This is a genomic window from Bradyrhizobium sp. Tv2a-2 (genome assembly GCF_000472425.1).
Classification (GTDB): Bacteria; Pseudomonadota; Alphaproteobacteria; order Rhizobiales; family Xanthobacteraceae; genus Bradyrhizobium.
This window is the reverse complement of sequence record NZ_AXAI01000010.1, coordinates 268,954-287,464: the sequence shown is the minus strand read 5'-3', so window position 1 is coordinate 287,464 and position 18,511 is coordinate 268,954. Positions and strand designations below refer to the sequence as shown.

The window sequence follows — 18,511 nt, the reverse complement described above, 5'->3', positions numbered from 1 at the left end:
TTTTCCGAAAAAGATCATGCTCAATCGAAGACCTAAAGCGCGATGACGATTCAACCAAATCTCATCGCGCTTTAGATTTCCAGCCGATAGAAGTCGGCAGCGGTCTTCGAAAACAACGCGGTCTTCTCGTCTTCGGAGCAGGACGTCGCGATGCGCTTGAAGGCGTTGAAGATCACCTGGTAGCTGCACTGGCCCTTGTCCGGCGGGAAATTGCTTTCGAACATTGCGCGCTTGGTGCCGAACGCCTGGATGCAGGTCTCGATATAGGGCCGCCACGCCGCGGCGAGTTCTTCGGACGAAGGCGGCCTCGGCCGTTCGTGAAAGTCGTAGCCCAACAGCCGCATCGCGAGCCCGCCGAGCTTGACCACGACATTCGGACATTGCGCGATGTCCAGGATCGACGCCTTCCAGAGCGCAAAGGTCTCCTCGCGTCGCCCGGCAAAACGGCCGAGGCCCACCGGACCGCCGCAATGATCGAGCACGATCTTGGTGTCGGGGAAGGCGCGGGCAAGGTCGGCGAGCTCGCCGATCTGGGGATGGAATAGCCAGGCATCGAAGCTGAGATTAAGTGGCGCGAGGCACGCAAAACCCTTGCGGAAAGCGGGATCGCGCAGCAGCCCCTGCGGTCGCGTCGCATACATGCCGGCGATGTCGGCGTCGGCGTCCCAGGCGGAGGAGTGGCGAATGCCGCGAAAGCGGCCGCCGCCTGCCGCGATTTCGGCCTCAAGCACGGGCTTTGCGGCATCTCCGAGCAGCAGGTTCACGTGGCTGACGATGCCGGCGCAAATCTGCGCTTTGCCATAGCCGCCGCTCGCGCTCATGGCGGCGATGCCATCGGCGAACTCGACCTCGCCGACCGGTCGGAAAGCTTCCGCCCCCGTGGCGCGATACATCGATCGGCAATCGACATAGACGGTGGCGACGATATTGTGGCCGCTTGCGACATCGGCGGCCATCTCCTCGATCAGATAGCGCTGGCCGCCACGATCCCACAGATGATGATGCGGATCGACAATGGGGCGCGCCGCATCGATGATCTCCTCGTTGTAGAGCGCAAGCCAGTCCGAACGTGGATCGGCATAGAGCCCGCTTTTTGACATCGGTGCGCTGCTGGCGGCCATCGGTTTCACTCCCTGATATCTTAGGCCCTTATGTCTGGGCTTTGCGACGATATCAGGACTGTTGGCGTTGCGCGCGTACTTCCGTCACGAGACGCCAATCGGCGCCAGCGGCCGGCTTGTTTTCGCCGAGCCAGTGGAATGAATCCGGCGTGATCTTTGTGAAACTCCAGCGCGTATGCGCCCCGCTCTCCGTTGTGCCTTCCTGGACGATGTCAGCCCCGTGCGCGCGGCCGATTTGCTGGCGGAAGGAGTTGGTCGCGGGATCGATCCAGTAGATGCGCCAGGCTTCGATGGTCGGATCGTAGATACGTAGCGTCGTGCCGTACCAGTGGCCGGCGATCGGAAAGGCAGGTGCGGTGGTGCGCTCGGCGAGCCGTGGGATCATCCAGATGTCCTGGATGGCGCGCCCCTGCAATACCCAGCCGAAATGGATTTCGCCGGTGGCCTGATGGCTGACGCCGTCGGTGCCATGTGCGGTGATTTTGGCGTCCCAGCTGCCGACAAAGCGTCCATAAAGCTTAAGCGCCTCGGCACGCGCGGGATCGGGGCCCTCGGCGTGCAGCACGGTGCGGAAGTCAGGCTTGGCAATGGTCATGTCGATCTCCTTGTCTGTCGAGATCAACACGGGTCGCGCCGCTGGACTTGGAGAAAATTGCGCCGTCCGGCTAGACGCCGTCGAGGATAATCACAGTTGGTGTCGTGGGCAGTGTCTCGCGGGAAATCCGCAAGGTACGCTCGCCGCGGACATCGATCTCGAACTGCTTGCCGATGCGGTCCATGAATTCATCCAGCGGCGTCGCAAAGCGGTGCATCGGCAGCACGATCGAGGCGCGCAGGCGGCGGGTAATGTCGGAGATGCCGTCGAGCGACATGGTGTAGGTGCCGTCGATCGGCACCATCGCGATGTCGAGTCGTCCGATTGCGGCGAAATGGCTGTCGTCGAGCTTGACGTGGAGGTGGCCAAGATGGCCGATGCACAGGCCCGCAACCTCGAAGATGAAGATCGAGTTGCCGTCCCTGATCATGTCGGTGCCGGAGGTGTCGCCGAAATAGCGGCGGATGTCGGTGGTAACGTTGCGGATGAAGACGTCGCCGATCCGTTCCGCGATCTCAGCCGGCTGCCCGTCGTCGCGCCAGCCATGCAGCACATGGGGAATGCGCTTGTCGGGGAACAATGTGTAGTGCGTCGAATGAGCCCGGTTCATGGTGACGACGTCGGGCAGCCGGCCGATCTGGTAGGCGCCGCTATAATCGGTCGCGATGCGCACGCCGCCCGGCGTATCGATGAAATAGGTGGAGTGCCCGCCATAGGTGATCGCTACCTCGTCGGCTGCAGCGGCGGTCTGGCGCAGGCTCACCGGCGTAGCGCGCGGGCCGTTTCGCGAGATCGCCAGGCACTCGCTGCGTTGCGTGCCCTCTGCTGCGGCAGTTGCAGTGAAAAGGCCCAGGAAGGCGATGATTGCGGAAACAGCACGCAGCATTTGAAGGCCCGTCTCTCGCTTGGCCGCAAGACTGTATCGTCGAACCCGCGGAAGCACTATAATCCCCGTCAATCAACAGAATGTCACGACCGCCGTGGAAGGCAGCCGATCCGGAGTAACGATCGATGGCAAATCGGGCATCCCCATCCAGCCGGCTGGAGCCGCTCCGTTCTGTCGATGCGGGCGTGCTCACCATCGGCTATCACCATGCGGGGCCTGCGGATGGTCCGGCGGTCGTGCTGTTGCACGGCTTTCCCTATGACATCCATTCTTATGTCGATGTTGCCCCTCAGCTTGCGGAGAAAGGCTGCCGCGTCATCGCGCCTTATTTGCGCGGCTATGGGCCGACGCGCTTCTGCGATGCCGCCACGCCGCGGTCGGGCGAGCAGGCAGCGATCGGCGCGGATCTGATCGCGCTGATCGATGCGCTTGCAATCAAGCGCGCGGTGTTCGCGGGCTATGATTGGGGCGGCCGCGCCGCCTGCATCGGTGCCGCGTTGTGGCCGGAACGCTGCACCGGGCTGGTCTCGGTCAATGGCTATCTGATCCAGGATATCGCCAACGCGCTGCGGCCGGCATCGGTGAAGCAGGAGCTGGCCTATTGGTACCAGTGGTATTTCCAGACCGAGCGCGGCCGCGCAGGACTTGCCGCCAATCGGCGCGAGATCACCAAAATCCTTTGGCAGCAATGGTCGCCGAATTGGCAGTTCGATGCGGAGTGTCTCGAGCGGACCGCGCAGGCGCACGACAACCCTGATTATGTCGACGTTGCGATCCACAGCTACCGCCATCGCTATGGCCTGGCGGCCGGCGATCCGCGCTATCAGGACATCCAGCGCCGGCTCGCTGCCTTGCCGCCAATCACGGTGCCGGCGATCACGCTCGATGGCGATGCCGACGGCGTTGCGCCTGTCACCGACGGCACGGCGCAGGCGGCGAAGTTCACCGGCCCTCGCCGCCATCGCGTCGTCCCGCATGCCGGGCACAATCTGCCCCAGGAGGAGCCGGAAGCCTTCGCGACAGCGGTGATGGACGTAATCGAGCTCAGCCGCGCCGAGGGCTGAGCTTCCACGTGGCTGCCACGATCGCTGCCGTTATCAGGCCGCTGACCGCAGCGCCAGCCGGAAGCGACAGCGCGAGTGCTGAGGTCGCGGCCCAGCCGATCGAGGAGAAGGCCTCCGCGAAGGTCGCAAGGCGCGAGGAGGTCTGGCGGCGGCGGAACTGGCTGCGCCTCGCCTGCACCCGGAACCAGAGCTGGATCGCAGTCGCCGACGCCGCGCCGATGGTGACGCCGCAGGCTGTGACCGCAGCTTGCAGCGGTGAAGCCAGGGCAAGGGCTACTATCAGCGGCGCAAAGATCGCGCCGATCACGATCAGCACCACCTCGATCTTGGCGCGCAGCACGGCCGAGGGAGAGAGCGGCGCGGTCGCGACGAGATCGGCTGCGTCCTCGCCGGAGATGGTCAGCCAGGCGAGCCCGCCGGAGAGCTGACCTGCCGCCATCACGACGACCGGCGTGATCAGGACGATCGCTGCGGAACTGTCGGAAAAGCTGCGCCACAACAAAAGCGCCGGCGGCACGAGATAGAGCAGCTGCATCAGGGTCTGCGAGATCAGCCAGGGATCGCGCTTGAGCAACAGGAATTCCTTGCGCCGCAGCGCCTGCTGCCGCGATCCGCCGCGAAATGCGAGCGCCCTGCTGCCTCGGCGGCTCGTGATTGCCTGGGCGGAGGCGACGATCGCGGTATCGGCAAAGCGCGGCGAGAAGATTGCCATCACGCAGCCGAGCAGGACGAGGCTTGCCGACAACAGGAATAGCAGTGGCTGGATGTCGCCGAGCGCTGCACGCGCCGGCCACCAGATGAGGCTGTCGGCATCCGGCACGAAAGCTGCCGCGGCATCCGAGGTCAGCACTGCAAAGCGCGACAAGGTGCCATAGGAGAGGATCGCGGCAATCTGCAGGGCAATGACGAAACCCGCGCCGATGATGGCGGCGAGGATCTGCGCGATCAGCCGGGTGCGGGCCGGCCCGATCAGGCGGAACAGGAGAATGGTGATCGCAATAGCGAATGCGGCCGCGGAAGAGCCGATGACGACGACCACGCCGAAGCCGGCGAGCCATCGGGCGCCCCCGTTGAGAACGAGCACATCGACAAAGGGCGTCGAGAACAAAAGCGCCATGCCAGTGACCATCACTGCAATCGCGGCGATGCGCACCGAGAAGATGTTGGTCAGTTTTGCCGGCGAGGACATGATGAGGTCAAGATCGGCGCGGGCATAAAATACCCGCGTGACCGACTCGATCGCCTGCGACAGCATCAACGCCCAGGCCAGGAGAATGGTCGAGGTGAGGACGATCAGCGAGGTCTTGTCCAGCGGCGGCTGCAAATTCGCGAAACGGCCGATCACGGCATAGGCCGGCAGGTGCATCAGCGCAGCGAAGGCGACGAGCCCGATCGCCGCGGCGCGCTTTCGCCCGCGCCGTCCGCCGGTCATCATGGCAAGCCATTCGCGCCAGGCGAGCTTGAGCTCGTGCCGGGCGAACCAGCTGAGCGTAGTGGCCGCGCTCATGCGGCTTCCGCCTCTACATCGACCAGCGCGATGAACAAATCTTCAAGGCTGGTGTTGCCATGGCCGTTCTGTGCGCGCAGTTCGGCCAGCGTGCCCTCGGCGACCAGCCGGCCGGCGGCGATCACGCCGATGCGGTCGGCCATGCGCTCGGCGACTTCGAGAATATGCGTGGTCATGATCACGGTGTCCCCGGCGCGCACGCGCTCACCAAGCAGGCCCTTGACATGGCGCGCGGACACCGCGTCGAGCCCGGTCAGCGGCTCGTCCAGGATGATCAGGCGCGGATCGTGCACCAGCGCACCGGCCAGCGCCACCTTCTGGCGCATGCCCTTGGAAAAGCCCTCGCAGCGCTCGTTCAAATGCGGCTCGAGGCCAAGCGAAGCCAGAAGGTCGCGCGCGGCAGGGGTCGAGACCCTGGGATCGACGCCCCAAAGGCCGGCGACGAATTCCAGATATTCCAGCGGCGTCAGCTTGTCATAGATCATCGGCTCGTCGCAGACCCAGGCCATGATCTGCTTGGCGGCGATGGGATCACGCAAGGCATCGACGCCGAAGATCGCGACCGATCCGGCATCGGGCCGCAACAGGCCAGCGACCATGCGCAAGGTCGTGGTCTTGCCGGCGCCGTTTGGGCCGACCAGGGCATAGAACTCACCGGCGTGGACCGTGAGGTCGAGCGCATCGACCGCAGGCCGGTCGAAACGCTTTGTTAACCCTTGCACATGCAGGGCCGGCTGTTCGGATTTCATGAAATCATCACCGAGATGGTTTGCGCGTTTTCGGGCGCCAAAATGGACCAGAACATGTTTCGGCACCGTGAATCGGCGGCCGCAAATGCGGTAAGCCGGGAGAGGGGCGGCCGTAAGCCAAGAGGATGATGAGCGCTTTGTTGACAGAAGTTCCGCCTTTGGGCTGAATACGCGGCGGGACAAATGCACGATCTTTCGGCAGGCGGCTGACGCCTGCGAAAGACCTGATACGTGAGCGTGACAGAGGCGATCAAAGAACCGCCCGCCGCTTTCGGGGAGGAGACAATGCTGGACTTCGTTCAGCAGTTGGTCAGCGGCATTGCGCTCGGCTGCGTTTACGGCCTGATCGCGCTTGGCTTTGTGCTCGTCTACAAGGCCACCGAGGTCGTTAATTTCGCCCAAGGCGACCTGATGATGCTGGGCGGCTTCTTCGCCTTTACTTTCATCGGTATCCTGGGGCTGAACTACTGGATCGGCTTCGCCGCTGCGGTCGCCTGCATGGCCGCCTTGGGCATGCTGGCTGAGCGGCTGGTAGTGCGTCCGATCCTCGGCTATCCGCAATTCTCCATCATCATGGCGACCATCGGGCTCGGCTATTTCCTGCGCTCGATCGCCGGCATGATCTGGGGTACCGATGATTTCAAGATCGAGACGCCGTTCAGCCAGGGGGTCTTGCGGATCGGCAGCCTGGTGCTCGCCTATGACAAGCTCTCGGTGATTGCGGCGACCATCATACTCTGTGCGCTGCTCTATCTATTCTTCAACAAGACCACGCTCGGCACGGCGATGCGCGCGAGTTCCGAGAACATGCTCGCGGCCTATTACATGGGCATTCCGGTCAAGCGGGTGGTTTCGATCGTCTGGGCTATCAGCGCGGCCGTTGCGACCTGCGCCGGCGTCCTGCTCGCGCCGATCACCTTCATCCATTCCAATGTCGGTCTGGTGCTGGGGCTGAAGGCGTTTCCGGCTGCGGTGCTCGGCGGCTTCGGCTCGATCCCGGGCGCGGTTGTCGGCGGCGTCTTGATCGGCGTGATCGAGAGCATGGCCGGCTTTTATTTGCCGGAAGGATGGAAGGACGTCGCACCGTATATCGTGTTGCTGCTTGTGCTGCTGCTTCGGCCTCAAGGCCTGTTCGGTCTTCCCATGCGCAAGAAGGTCTGAACCGCATGCGATTTCTCTTCAAGACCGATTATGAAGACGATATCCGGCTGGTCCCGCATTCAGGCTACGTGCTGTCCTATGGTGCGCTGTTCGTGCTGCTCATCATCGCGCCTTACGTGCTCTCCAGCTATCTGATGAGCCAGGTCGTCTTTGTTTGCATCTACGCAACCGTCGGCGTGGCGCTGCTGATCCTGACCGGCTTCACGGGCCAGGCGTCGCTGGGACACGCGGCGTTCCTTGCGATCGGCGCCTATACGGCGGCTTACCTGCAGCAATACAACGTGCCGTTTCCGGTCTATTTCCTGGCCGCGGGGCTGCTGACCGGCGCGATCGGCGCCATTGTCGGCTTTCCGGCGCTGCGGCTGCAGGGCATCTACCTCGTCATCGCCACCATCTCCTTTGCCTTCATCGTGGAGGAAATCCTGGCGCGTTGGGAGAGCGTCACCCATGGCAATGAGGGGATGCGGGTCAAGACCATCCAATGGCTGGGCACAACGGTGCCGCGCGACAGCCCGGCGTTCTATTTCCTTTGCCTAGCCGTGCTGGTGCTGACCATCGTCGGCGCGCTGAATCTGTTGCGCTCGCCGACCGGGCGCGCCTTCATCGCCATCCGTGACAGCGAGACAGCCGCGCGCAGCATGGGCATCAACGTCTCGCTCTACAAGGTGAAGTCGTTCGCGATTTCAGCAGGGATCACCGGCTTCGCGGGCTGCCTGTTCGCGCACAAGCTCTCCTTCATCAGCCCGGAAATGTTCACGCTGCAGCTCTCGATCGAGTTCATCATCGTGATCTTGATCGGCGGCACGTTCAGCCTTCATGGCGCCGTGCTGGGTGCGATCTTCATCGTGATGTTAGATCCGTTCCTTACCTATCTGAAGGACGACGTGCCCGGCATGGTCGGCAGCCTCGCCGCCACGTTGGGTGCGGGCAGCGAACGAGCCGGCCATATCCAGGACAGCGTCGCGGCGTTTGCTTCAGCCAACGGGCTAAAGGGAGCGATCTATGGCGTGATCATCGTTCTCTTCGTGCTGTTCGAGCCGCTCGGGCTCTACGGCCGCTGGCTGAAGATCAGACTGTTTTTCCAGCTGTTCCCGCTCTACAAGCGCGCCACTTTCAAGCGGCAGAAGATCTATGTGAAATCGGAGCGGAACCGATGAGCTATTTCCGCGCCGAAAACCTGTCGCTGCATTTCGGAGGCCTGAAGGCGGTCGACGCCGTCTCCTTTGCGGTGGAGAAGGGCGAGATCCTCTCCATCATCGGCCCCAACGGCGCCGGAAAAAGCTCGATCTTCAACCTGATCTCGCGCATCTATTCGCCGACTTTTGGAAAGATCTTTTTCGAGGACCGGGACATCACCCAGGAGCCGGCTTATGCGATCGCACGGCTCGGCATTGCCCGCACCTTCCAGAACATCGAGCTGTTCGAAAATGCCACCGTACTCAGCAACCTCCTGGTCGGGCGGCATCGCCACTCTACGACCCAGCTCTGGCAGGAGCTTCTGTTCCTGCCGAGCGTTCGCGCCAATGAGAAGCTGCACCGCCGCCGCGTCGAGCAGGTGATCGAATTCCTCGATCTCGAGCCTTATCGCGACAAGCTGATCTCGGGCCTGCCTTACGGCGTGCGCAAGGTCATCGAGCTCGCGCGAGCGCTCTGTTCGGAACCGAAGCTGATTCTTCTGGATGAGCCGTCCTCGGGGCTCAATGTCGAGGAGACCGACGACATGTCGTTCTGGATCCGCGACATGAAAAGCGAGCTCGGCATCACCGTGATCATGGTCGAGCATGACATGACGCTGGTGAACCGCGTCTCCGACCGCGTCATCGCGCTGAACTATGGCCGCGTGCTGGCGATGGGCACCCCTCATGAGGTGCAGCGCCACCCCGACGTCATCGCGGCCTATCTCGGGGCATGAGGGAAACGCATGAGCGCGCCCGACATCATCCTCAAGCTCAGCAATATCGAGAGCTATTACGGGCCGATCATGGCGATTCGCGGCATCAGTCTCGAGGTCCCGCGCGGGCAGATCGTGACGCTGTTGGGCGCCAATGGCGCCGGCAAGACTACGGTGCTGAAGACGATTTCCGGCATACTCGATCCGCAGAAAGGCTCGATCGAGTTCCTGGGTCAGCCGATCCAGCGCATGGAGGCCGACAGGATCGTGCGGCTGGGCCTGAGCCACGTGCCGGAGGGACGCGAGGTCTTTCCGTTCCTGTCGGTGCGCGAGAATCTGATGATGGGCGCCTTCCCGCGCAAGGATCGCGAAGGCGTCGCGGAAGACCTCGAACGTGTCTACGGCTATTTCCCGCGGCTGAAGGAGCGGCTCGACCAGCCGGCCGGCCAACTTTCCGGCGGCGAGCAGCAGATGCTCGCGATCGGCCGCGCGCTGATGAACAGGCCTGTGTTGCTGCTGCTCGACGAGCCGTCGCTGGGCTTGTCGCCGATCCTGGTGAAAGAGATCTTCGCGATCATCCGGCGGATCAACGAGGAGCAGGGCGTCTCGATCCTGCTGGTCGAGCAGAACGCAAAGGTTGCGCTGGAGACGGCGCACTATGGTTACGTGCTGGAAATCGGCCGCATCGTCATGAACGATAGTTGCGCGCGGCTGATGCAGTCGGCCGATATCCAGGAATTCTACCTTGGCGCCAAGGAAGCCGGTGCGCGCGGCGAACGGCGCTGGAAAAAGAAGAAAACGTGGCGTTAAATATGACACTGCTTCGCCGATAAAAGACCGGTCGCAAAGCCGGCGTTGCGAAGCGGGTGCGGAGAGGAGGAACGGGCATGGCGGAATCCGCAGTGCTGACGGTCGCCGACACGATCGCCAAGAGCTTTGTGCTGGCGGTCAAGACGCGCGGCGATGCTCCCGCGATCCGCGAAAAGACATTCGGCATCTGGCAGCCGACCAGCTGGCGAGGATGGCTGGAAATCTCCAAAGACATCGCCTACGCGCTGAATGCGATCGGCTTCCGCCCCGGCGACGTCGCCTCGATCATGGCCAATGCCGTGCCGGAATGGGTCTATGCCGACATGGGCATTCTCTGCGCCGGTGGCGTCTCCTCAGGCATCTATCCGACCGACTCGGCAGGACAAGTCGAATATCTCATTAACGATTCCCGCACCCGCGTGGTGTTTGCCGAAGACGAGGAGCAGCTTGACAAGCTGCTCGTGTGCCGCTCGCGCTGTCCGGCGCTGGAGCGCATCGTCGTGTTCGACATGGAGGGCCTGTCCGGGTTCTCCGATCCCATGGTGATGTCGCTCGCCGAATTCATGGCGCTCGGGCAGAACCAAAGACAGGGCCGTGAGGCGCTGTGGGAGGACATGATCGCAAGCCGCGGGCCTGATGATCTCGCGATCCTGGTCTATACGTCCGGCACTACAGGTCCGCCCAAGGGGGCGATGCACGCCAACCGCAGCGTCGTGCATCAGATGCTCCACGCCAATGATCTCTTTCCGTCGACCGGCCATGACGAGCGACTGGTGTTCCTGCCGCTTTGCCATGTCGCCGAGCGCGTCGGCGGCTACTACACCTCGCTCGCGCTGGGTTCGGTGATGAACTTTGCCGAGAGCCCGGAGACGGTGCCCGACAACCTGCGCGAGGTGCAGCCGACGCTGTTTCTCGCGGTGCCGCGCATCTGGGAGAAATTCTATTCAGGCGTCACCATCGCGCTGAAGGACGCAACCGCGTTCCAGAACTGGGCCTATCGCCGCGCCATGGCCGTCGGCTATCGCATGACCGAGTACAAGCTTGCGGGCGACACTCCGCCGGCATGGCTGAAGCTGGCCGACCGCATCGCCTATTGGCTGGTGTTCCGCAACATCCGCCGCATGATCGGGCTCGACCGCTGTCGCGTCGCTTTCACAGGGGCTGCCCCGATCTCACCGGACCTGATCCGCTGGTATCTCGCGCTCGGCATCGACCTGCGCGAAGTCTATGGTCAGACCGAGAATTGCGGCGTGGCGACCTTGATGCCAACAGGTGAAATCAAGCTCGGCTCGGTCGGCAAGGCCGTGCCATGGGGCGAAGTCATGCTCTCGCCGCAAGGCGAGATCCTGATCCGTGGCGACTTCCTGTTCATGGGCTATCTGAATCAGCCGGAAAAGACCGCGGAGACTATCGATGCGCGTGGCTGGCTGCATACCGGCGATGTCGGCGCCATGGACAATGAGGGCTTTGTCAAGGTCACGGACCGGATGAAGGACATCATCATCACCTCGGGCGGCAAGAACATCACGCCGTCGGAGATCGAGAACCAGCTGAAATTCTCGCCTTACGTCTCCGACGCCGTCGTCATCGGCGACAAGCGGCCTTATCTCACCTGCCTCGTCATGATCGATCAGGAGAATGTCGAGAAGTTCGCCCAGGACCATGACATTCCCTTCACCAATTACGCCAGCCTCTGCCGTGCGGTCGAAATCCAGGACCTGATCCGCCGCGAGATCGAGGCGGTGAATGTCAACTTCGCCCAGGTGGAGACCATCAAGAAATTCTTCCTGATCGAACGTCAGCTCACGCCGGAGGACGAAGAACTGACGCCGACCATGAAGCTGAAGCGGAAATTCGTCAACCAGCGCTACGCCGCCGAGATCGACGCGATGTATCGCGACCGCGCGGTGGCGTGACCAACAAGACGAAGAATCGGAAGGCCCACGCCTTCGTCGAGAAAAGGGCCGGAGAAAAAGCAAGCACAGGGAAGAGGAGGAATGGAATGTCTAGAACATCCGGGGCGTTCGGTCTTGCCTTCGGCGCACTGGCGCTGGCGTGCGGACCGGCCTTCGCACAGGCGACCAAAGTCACCAATGAGGGCATCTCGGCCAACGAGATCGTGATCGGCACGCACCAGGATCTGTCGGGTCCGATCAAGGTGTGGGGTGTGCCGGTGTCCAACGGCATGAAGATGGCGGTGGAGGAGATCAACGCCGCCGGCGGCATCAACGGCCGCAAGCTGCGGATGATCCTCGAAGACAACGGCTACGATCCGAAGAAGGCAGTGCTTGCCTCGCAGAAGATGGTCGAGCGCGACAAGATCTTTGCCATGATTGGCCCGATGGGCTCGCCCACCGTGCTCGCCGCGCAGGACATCCTGTTCGATGCCGGCGTGCTGCAGCTGTTTCCGCTCACCGCCGCCGAGTTCACCTTCAAGTTCGATCCAAACAAGCCGCAGGAACGGCTGAAGTTCAACAACCTCCTGCCCTATGTCGAGAGCACGCGCGCCGCGCTCAAATACATGATGGACTGGAAGCATTTCCAGAAGCCCTGCATCATGCACCAGGATGACGAGTACGGCAAAAACGTGCTCGACGGCTTCAACCAGCAGCTCGAGGCCATGAAGATCCATGCAGCCTCAGTCACAAGCTACAAGCGCGGCGCCTCCGATTTCAGCGCGCAGGTCGCGAAGATGAAGGCGGACGGCTGCGACCTCGTGGTGCTTGGCACCGTGATCCGCGAGACCATTGGTGCGATGAGCGAGGCGAAGAAGCTCGGCTGGGACGTTACCTTCCTCGGCGCTACGCCGACCAACGTGCTGGAAGTGCCGACGTTGGGTAAGGATGCGGTCGAGGGCCTCTATGCGGCCTCCGGCTTCGAGATTCCTTACGAGGACACGGCCAAGGGCAAGGTCAAGGATTGGCTCGTCAACTACAAGAAGATGTTCGGCACCGACGCCAATACACAGGCGATCATCGGCTACAACGCGATCGAGACCTTTGCCTTCTATGTGCAGAAGGCGGGCAAGGACCTCACGGGGCAGAAGGTGCTGGACTCGCTCGAATCAGGCGAGAAGTTCAACGACATCTTCAGCTCGCCGCCGACCAAGTTCTCCAAGACCGATCATCTGGCGAACACCATCACCCAGGTGCAGCAGGTGAAGAACGGGCGTTGGGTCCTGGTAAAGGATAATCTGATGTTTTGATTGCCCGCACCGTCATTCCGGGGCGCCTCGAAGAGGCGAACCCGGAATCTCGAGATTCCGGGTCTGGTGCTGACGCACCAGCCCGGAATGACCGTGCACTCCTCACTTCTGCAAGATCTGCTGCAATACATCCCCGAGCACGATCGGCTCGCGTGGCGGCAGATAGGTAAGCCCGGCGTCGCGGGCGAGTTCGACGATGGTGCCTTTCGCCGCAAGATCGGTGAGCGCCTTGTTCACTGCGGCGAGCAGCGCCGGATCGCTCGCCAGCGCGACATAGCCGCGATTGGCGCCGATCGGATAGTAGTAGCCCGATGCTGCAAGCGTCGTATCCGGATGCGCGGTGCGATAGGCGTCGAAGCGGCGCAAATCCAACAGCGTGGCATCGAACTCGCCATGCTCGAGCGCGCCGAGCAGGTCCTGCCGTCCCGGAACCACATGCGTGATCTCGTCGATCAGCTGTCCGCCGCGGAAATTCATCAGGATGGCGTCCGCCAGCGTGCCGCTCTCGATGCCGATCCGAAGGCCGTTGAGATCGCCGATATCGCTGATATGGCGATCCCGCGCCTTGGCGCCGAGCACGACCGTCAGCGCCGAGTAGACATAAGGCTGGCTTGGCGTGAGCACGCCGAGGGGGATGCGGCGCCGGCGGTCGTCGCGCGTGGCGCCGGCGAAATCGGGCAGCTTTGCCGTCTTCACGCCCGGGACGACGAGCGAGTCCTTTGTCAGCGCGTAGCTGCCCATCAGCGCGCAGCGGCCGTCCGACAGCAGCGCGTTCGCTTCCAGCGCCGGGCTCGAATCCTCGTCGAGCTTGCTTTCGAACCACTGGATCTGAAGCGGCCGGTTGAGCTCCTTTGCCATCGCCTGCGCCAGCGCGACATCGAAGCCGGAGTCCGGCGCGCCGCGGCGATGCAAGGATAGCGGCGGCAGGTCCTCGTCGAGGCAAATCTTGAGGACTTCATCCGAGGCTGTGGCCGGCATCACCGACAATGCCGTGAGCGCCGTCGCCAGCAGCGCCACCGCCCCGATCGCTTTCGTCGCGGTCCTCATTGACTTCTCCGGCTCGACACATAGGCCCACAAACTGGCGATATCGTCGTCGCTCAGAATGTCGCCCCAGGGCGGCATTCTGTTGTTCTTGCCCTGCTTCACTGTGGTGATGAAGCGCTGCTGGTCGTCAGGAAACCGGCGCAGGTCCGGCGTGATCGTACCGGAGTTGACCATGTTGGGGCCGTGGCAGTGCGAGCACTTCTCGGCAAAGGTCAATTTTCCGACATCGATCTTGGCCTGCTCATCGCCTGCATGTTGGGCTGTCGCGCGTTGCGGCATCGCAAGCGCAAGCGACAGAACTGCAAGGGCGGCGAATGCCGCCGCCCAGCCGAAACGTACATCCATCACGCGCGAACCGTCTTACTTGGGCCTGACCGCGAATACCCACAGCGATCCGCCGGCCGGCACTTGCGCCAGCCGCTCGTCACCGGAGAACAGTGAGTAGACGCCGCCATATCCGCTTGCTACGGCGACATATTGCACACCGTCCTGCTGCCAGGTCACGGGTTGTCCTTCGATGCCGGAGCCGGTCTGGAACTGCCAGAGCTTCTTGCCGGTGTCGGCATCGAACGCCTCGAACTCGCCGGTCAACTGACCGGAGAACACGACCCCGCCCGCGGTCGACAGCACGCCCGAGAAGCGCGGAATGTCGCTCGGCGCTTCCCACTTGGCCTTGCCGGTCATGGGATCGATCGCCCTGAGCGCGCCGCGCGGGCCATTACCCCAGTCCCAGAGGTCGGTCAGGTCCATGCCGAGATACCATTCGCCGGCCTTGTAGGTGGCAGGCTCGGTCTTGTAATGGCCGCCCATCAGAAGCGTGTTGGCATAAGCGAGCCCGGTCTGCGGGTTGAACGACATCGGCTCCCAGTTCTTGCCGCCGAGGATCGACGGATAGACCGTGACCTTCTTGCCCTCGCGAGCATCCTTGCTGACGTCGGTCTCGATTGGCCGGCCGGTCTTCATGTCGATGCCGGTCGCCCAGTTCACCTTCACATAGGGGTTGGCCGCGAGCAGTTTCCCGTTGGTGCGGTCCAGCACATAGAAGAAGCCGTTGCGGTTGGCATCCATCAAAACCTTGGTCGGCTTGCCCTCGACGTTCATGTCTGCGAGCACCATCTCGGCGACCGAGTCATAGTCGAAGGGGTTGTTCGGCGAGAACTGGTAGTGCCACTTGATCTTGCCTGTTTTCGGCTCGAGTGCGAGCACCGAGCAGGTGTAGAGATTGTCGCCCGGCCGCACCGCCGAATTGAACGGGCCCGGGTTGCCGATGCCCCAATAGACCGTGTTCAGCTCGGGGTCATAGGAGCCCGTGATCCAGGTCGAGCCGCCGCCGAGCTTCCAGGTGTCGCCCTTCCAGGTGTCGCCGCCGGGTTCGTCCGGGCTCGGGACGCTGTGGGTGCGCCAGAGATGCTTGCCGGTCTCCGGGTCCCAGCCGTCGATGAAGCCGCGAGTGCCGAACTCGGCGCCCGAGATGCCGGTCAGCACCACTCCGTCGGCGACGAGCGGCGCGACCGTCATCGAGTACCCTTCCTTGATGTCGGCCGCCTTCTGCCGCCACAGCTCCTTGCCGGTCTTCATGTCGATCGCGATGACATTGGCGTCGAGCGTGGTGCGGAACAGCTTGCCGTCCTGGATCGCCGCGCCGCGGTTGATGATGCCGCAGCACACGATGCGCGGCGTCTCCGCCGGATACTCGACCTTGCTCTTCCAGATCTGCTTGCCGGTCTTGGCGTCGATCGCCATGGTGGCATTGTGGGTGGTGACGTAGACCACGCCCTGGTACACCAGCGGCTGGGATTCCTCGCTGCGATCGTCGGCGAAGCTGTAGTTCCACAGCGGGACCAGATCCTTGGCGTTGTCCTTGGTGATCTGCGTCAGCGGGCTGAACCGCTGCAGGTTGTAGCCCATGCCGTAATTCAGGACGTTCGACGTGTCGGTCGCGCCCTTGACCAACTGATCGGCTGTCTGCGCATTCGCACCCAACGGTGCGAGCGCGACAAGACAGGCCGCAATCGCAATGCGGTTCATTCGTTTCCTCCGATGACAGTCTCTTTGGCGATCTCTAGCGGATCGTGCGCGATGCTAGTCGCGGGGAAGTGATGGCGTCAATCAAACGGTCGAACTGAAATCAAAAAGAGAAGATTTGTAATGTCATTTTTTCGCCAAATGAAAAATGCTGGCGGGTGGCGTGACGGCTCCGCCGCCTGGTCATTCCGGGGTCGCGCGTAGCACGAGACCCGGAATCCCGAGATTCTCGGCTGTGCGAGTCCACATCAAAGCTCGATGCCAGCGCATCGCCATGCAATGACAGTGCCCCCTTGCAAACTTCAAGGCCCGCCCGCCGCAATGCCGGCGTCGACAGGCGCGAGTGCCATGGCATTGCAGCGCCAGCTGCCGTCATCGCCCTTTTGCAGGGCAAAGGCCCTCTCGATCCTGATCCGGTGCGCCACTACGAAACTGTTGCGGGTCCCTGGCGGGGGCTTGGGCCTGCCGGCTCTGGCATCCCAGCAGGTTCCGGTGCAGCTCGCGGCAACCGGGCTGCACTCCGTGAAGGGCGCCAGCACGACCATTTCGACCTCGGCGGTCACATTTGCGCTCTTGTCGGTCACGTCGCTTCCAATCTCGCGCACCTGCCTCACCCGCAGGAAGTCCCCGCACGCGTTGGCGAGGTGAATCTGCGCCACGCAGATGTCGACGGCGTCAGCATTCGGCCGTAGTGCGAGGGCGCGGTGGCCGAAGAGTTTCCCGGGCTCGTCCCCTGCTGCCGCCACTTCGGTCGCCAGGCTGGCGAGCCCGCTGGCAAGGCAACCCGCGGCGGCCTCGAGCTCCTCCAGCGGAACGTTCTCCTTGCCGGCGAGGTCGCATTTGCGGTCACGCTCCCTGATCCATCTGGCGTATTCGACGAAGGCGTTCTTGGCGTCGCTGTCGTTCAGCCGCGCGATCAGCGCGAGCACGCGATCGTTGAGCTCGCCTTCGGCGATAGCGAGCGCGGGATCGCTGCAGATCAGCGCGCCCGCGGCGGTGTTCGAGGCCAGACAGTCGAAATTCGGATCGCGCAGGATGACAATCCGCTCTTCCGTCTCCTTCAACAGGCAGGCCTTGATCGGCGCGATGTCGGCGAAACGAACCGCCTCGCCCGGGAAGATGCCGCAGCTCAGGTTGCGGTCCCTGGCCCATTCGGCGTTCTCCTCGACTGCGACGAGACGATCGGGCAGGCGGTTCAAGCGTGCTTCAACAGCGCTTGCGAGCTTCGTGCCGATGGCGTTGAGCTCGGAATCGCCGCAGAACAGCTGATTGGCCGCCTCGCGCCGCTGCTCACAATGGTTCTGCGCAAACAGCGGCAGCATTTCCCCGATTGAGCGATCCTGGTCCGGCGAATCCTGTCCGAGCGCGGACACAAGGCCAGACAGCAGCGCCACGATGGCCAGCCAAAAAGACCGCATGTGCAGAAAGGCCCCCGCTTCCAAGACTGTCGCTTCGCCATGCTAGCTTCCCACAAGCTGCAGCGAAACGAGATTTTGGCCGCGTTGCGGCGGCTGCCGCGGCCTTAGTTCGACGCGGTGATCAGGCTGGGCTGAGCGATAGGGTTAACCGCGGGAGAGGGCGCGATGTTGCGACCGGTTGCGCGGGCTTCGAGCGGCTGATCGACATATCGGCTCAGGCCGGTCTCGCCGATCGCGAACAGCGGCCGATAGTTGCGGACATAGGCGTCCTCGACCATGGCCATGTGGCGATTGTCGAGCATCAGCCAGTGTCCATCGAGCCGCGCGGCCGCGACCGCATGGTCCTCGCCGTGGGAAATGTCGCGCATGATGATGATACGCAAATCTTCGGCCGGCACACCGGCCTGGCGGAGCGCTACGAATTTGGCGATCGCGTAGTCCTCGCAATCGCCGGCGCCGTGTGCGAAGGTCGCAAGCGGCGAACTCCAGACATCGATCTCGCCATATTCTGCAAGATCGCTCGCTGCGCGAATGGCGAGATTGATGGCGCGGTTGATCTCGCCGAGGCGAGCGCGACCCTCGCGGGCACGGCCGGTGTCGACAATGGCCAGGAATTGCAGTGCGGCGTCGGAGGCGCAGCCGTCGCGGTCGCCGTCGCAAAGCGCGAGCTGCACCCGCTCATCGTCGAGCTTGCCTTTGAGCATGCTCCACTTGTCATGGACGGAGCCCGCGCTTACGGGAATCGCGATCAGGCCGAACGGCTCGCTGGAAGCAACCGCACGCAGCTGCGGGCCAAGTTGCAGCGGCACGGCCGCATCAAAGGCACTCGCGGTCTGGAAACTGAGCAGGCCGCACGCGAGTGCGGCCACGCGTGCAACACGCTGACGGCTGAGAATCCCCATCTGACACCCCTGTCCGTGCCATCGGCGAGGCCTTCTTGTTGTGCCCGCGCGTAGCCGGATCGCTTCGTGGGAGATGATCGGGGAGGCGGCTTTTCATCTGCTTAAGACCGGCCGAGGGGACACGGAAAGCG

At 63.0% G+C, this 18,511-nt stretch carries 17 protein-coding genes; 7 read left to right on the top strand and 10 right to left on the bottom strand.

The window, feature by feature from the left end; translation table 11 throughout:
- Window positions 1–71: 71 nt before the first annotated feature.
- From A3AI_RS0122665 to A3AI_RS0122655, 3 genes are all read right to left on the bottom strand, one after another.
- Complete coding sequence (locus tag A3AI_RS0122665) at window positions 72–1,121, bottom strand: amidohydrolase family protein (protein WP_024517773.1); 1,050 nt, start codon at window positions 1,119–1,121, stop codon at window positions 72–74.
- Between the two features lie 52 nt (window positions 1,122–1,173).
- Window positions 1,174–1,716 carry a hypothetical protein gene (locus A3AI_RS0122660; RefSeq protein WP_036049225.1) on the bottom strand — a complete coding sequence of 181 codons (543 nt, stop codon included), beginning with the start codon at window positions 1,714–1,716 and terminating at the stop codon, window positions 1,174–1,176.
- Window positions 1,717–1,786: 70 nt separating this feature from the next.
- Entirely contained in the window at window positions 1,787–2,602 is an 816-nt protein-coding gene (locus A3AI_RS0122655) for an MBL fold metallo-hydrolase (protein ID WP_024517771.1), read from the bottom strand.
- Window positions 2,603–2,727: 125 nt separating this feature from the next.
- Between A3AI_RS0122655 and A3AI_RS0122650 the strand changes: the two genes are divergently transcribed.
- Window positions 2,728–3,666, top strand: coding sequence for an alpha/beta fold hydrolase (locus A3AI_RS0122650; protein WP_024517770.1), 939 nt, complete (start codon window positions 2,728–2,730; stop codon window positions 3,664–3,666).
- Here the strand turns inward: A3AI_RS0122650 and A3AI_RS0122645 are convergent.
- Window positions 3,647–5,173, bottom strand: a complete 1,527-nt coding sequence (locus A3AI_RS0122645; RefSeq protein WP_024517769.1) for a hypothetical protein — start codon at window positions 5,171–5,173, stop codon at window positions 3,647–3,649. The two genes, A3AI_RS0122650 and A3AI_RS0122645, sit on opposite strands and share 20 nt — an antisense overlap.
- Window positions 5,170–5,922 carry an ABC transporter ATP-binding protein gene (locus tag A3AI_RS0122640; protein WP_024517768.1) on the bottom strand — a complete coding sequence of 251 codons (753 nt, stop codon included), beginning with the start codon at window positions 5,920–5,922 and terminating at the stop codon, window positions 5,170–5,172. The genes A3AI_RS0122645 and A3AI_RS0122640 overlap by 4 nt, the downstream gene beginning before the upstream one ends.
- Before the next feature lie 285 nt (window positions 5,923–6,207).
- Here A3AI_RS0122640 and A3AI_RS0122635 point away from each other — a divergent pair, with 285 nt between their 5' ends.
- The 6 genes from A3AI_RS0122635 to A3AI_RS0122610 all read left to right on the top strand — a co-directional run bounded on the left by A3AI_RS0122635 (window position 6,208) and on the right by A3AI_RS0122610 (window position 12,989).
- Window positions 6,208–7,083, top strand: coding sequence for a branched-chain amino acid ABC transporter permease (locus A3AI_RS0122635; RefSeq protein ID WP_024517767.1), 876 nt, complete (start codon window positions 6,208–6,210; stop codon window positions 7,081–7,083).
- A gap of 5 nt (window positions 7,084–7,088) precedes the next feature.
- Entirely contained in the window at window positions 7,089–8,240 is a 1,152-nt protein-coding gene (locus A3AI_RS0122630; protein WP_024517766.1) for a branched-chain amino acid ABC transporter permease, read from the top strand.
- Window positions 8,237–8,995, top strand: a complete 759-nt coding sequence (locus A3AI_RS0122625) for an ABC transporter ATP-binding protein (protein ID WP_024517765.1) — start codon at window positions 8,237–8,239, stop codon at window positions 8,993–8,995. The genes A3AI_RS0122630 and A3AI_RS0122625 overlap by 4 nt, the downstream gene beginning before the upstream one ends.
- A gap of 9 nt (window positions 8,996–9,004) precedes the next feature.
- Window positions 9,005–9,784: an ABC transporter ATP-binding protein gene (locus A3AI_RS0122620; RefSeq protein ID WP_024517764.1), complete on the top strand. Its 780-nt coding sequence runs from the start codon at window positions 9,005–9,007 to the stop codon at window positions 9,782–9,784.
- A gap of 77 nt (window positions 9,785–9,861) precedes the next feature.
- Entirely contained in the window at window positions 9,862–11,700 is a 1,839-nt protein-coding gene (locus A3AI_RS0122615; protein WP_024517763.1) for an AMP-dependent synthetase/ligase, read from the top strand.
- Between the two features lie 86 nt (window positions 11,701–11,786).
- The gene (locus tag A3AI_RS0122610) at window positions 11,787–12,989 is read left to right on the top strand and encodes an ABC transporter substrate-binding protein (protein ID WP_024517762.1); all 1,203 of its coding nucleotides are present in this window, start codon (window positions 11,787–11,789) and stop codon (window positions 12,987–12,989) included.
- Window positions 12,990–13,091: 102 nt separating this feature from the next.
- Here the strand turns inward: A3AI_RS0122610 and A3AI_RS0122605 are convergent, their stop codons facing one another.
- The 5 genes from A3AI_RS0122605 to A3AI_RS0122585 form a co-directional block, all read right to left on the bottom strand.
- Window positions 13,092–13,967, bottom strand: coding sequence for a substrate-binding periplasmic protein (locus A3AI_RS0122605; RefSeq protein WP_245286934.1), 876 nt, complete (start codon window positions 13,965–13,967; stop codon window positions 13,092–13,094).
- A 65-nt stretch (window positions 13,968–14,032) separates the two neighbouring features.
- The gene (locus A3AI_RS0122600) at window positions 14,033–14,380 is read right to left on the bottom strand and encodes a c-type cytochrome (protein ID WP_036049153.1); all 348 of its coding nucleotides are present in this window, start codon (window positions 14,378–14,380) and stop codon (window positions 14,033–14,035) included.
- Window positions 14,381–14,395: 15 nt separating this feature from the next.
- Window positions 14,396–16,063, bottom strand: coding sequence for a methanol/ethanol family PQQ-dependent dehydrogenase (locus A3AI_RS0122595; RefSeq protein WP_024517759.1), 1,668 nt, complete (start codon window positions 16,061–16,063; stop codon window positions 14,396–14,398).
- 299 nt (window positions 16,064–16,362) lie between these two features.
- Window positions 16,363–17,478, bottom strand: coding sequence for a lysozyme inhibitor LprI family protein (locus A3AI_RS0122590; protein WP_024517758.1), 1,116 nt, complete (start codon window positions 17,476–17,478; stop codon window positions 16,363–16,365).
- 104 nt (window positions 17,479–17,582) lie between these two features.
- Window positions 17,583–18,380 carry a transglutaminase-like cysteine peptidase gene (locus tag A3AI_RS0122585; protein WP_024517757.1) on the bottom strand — a complete coding sequence of 266 codons (798 nt, stop codon included), beginning with the start codon at window positions 18,378–18,380 and terminating at the stop codon, window positions 17,583–17,585.
- Between the last annotated feature and the right edge of the window lie 131 nt (window positions 18,381–18,511).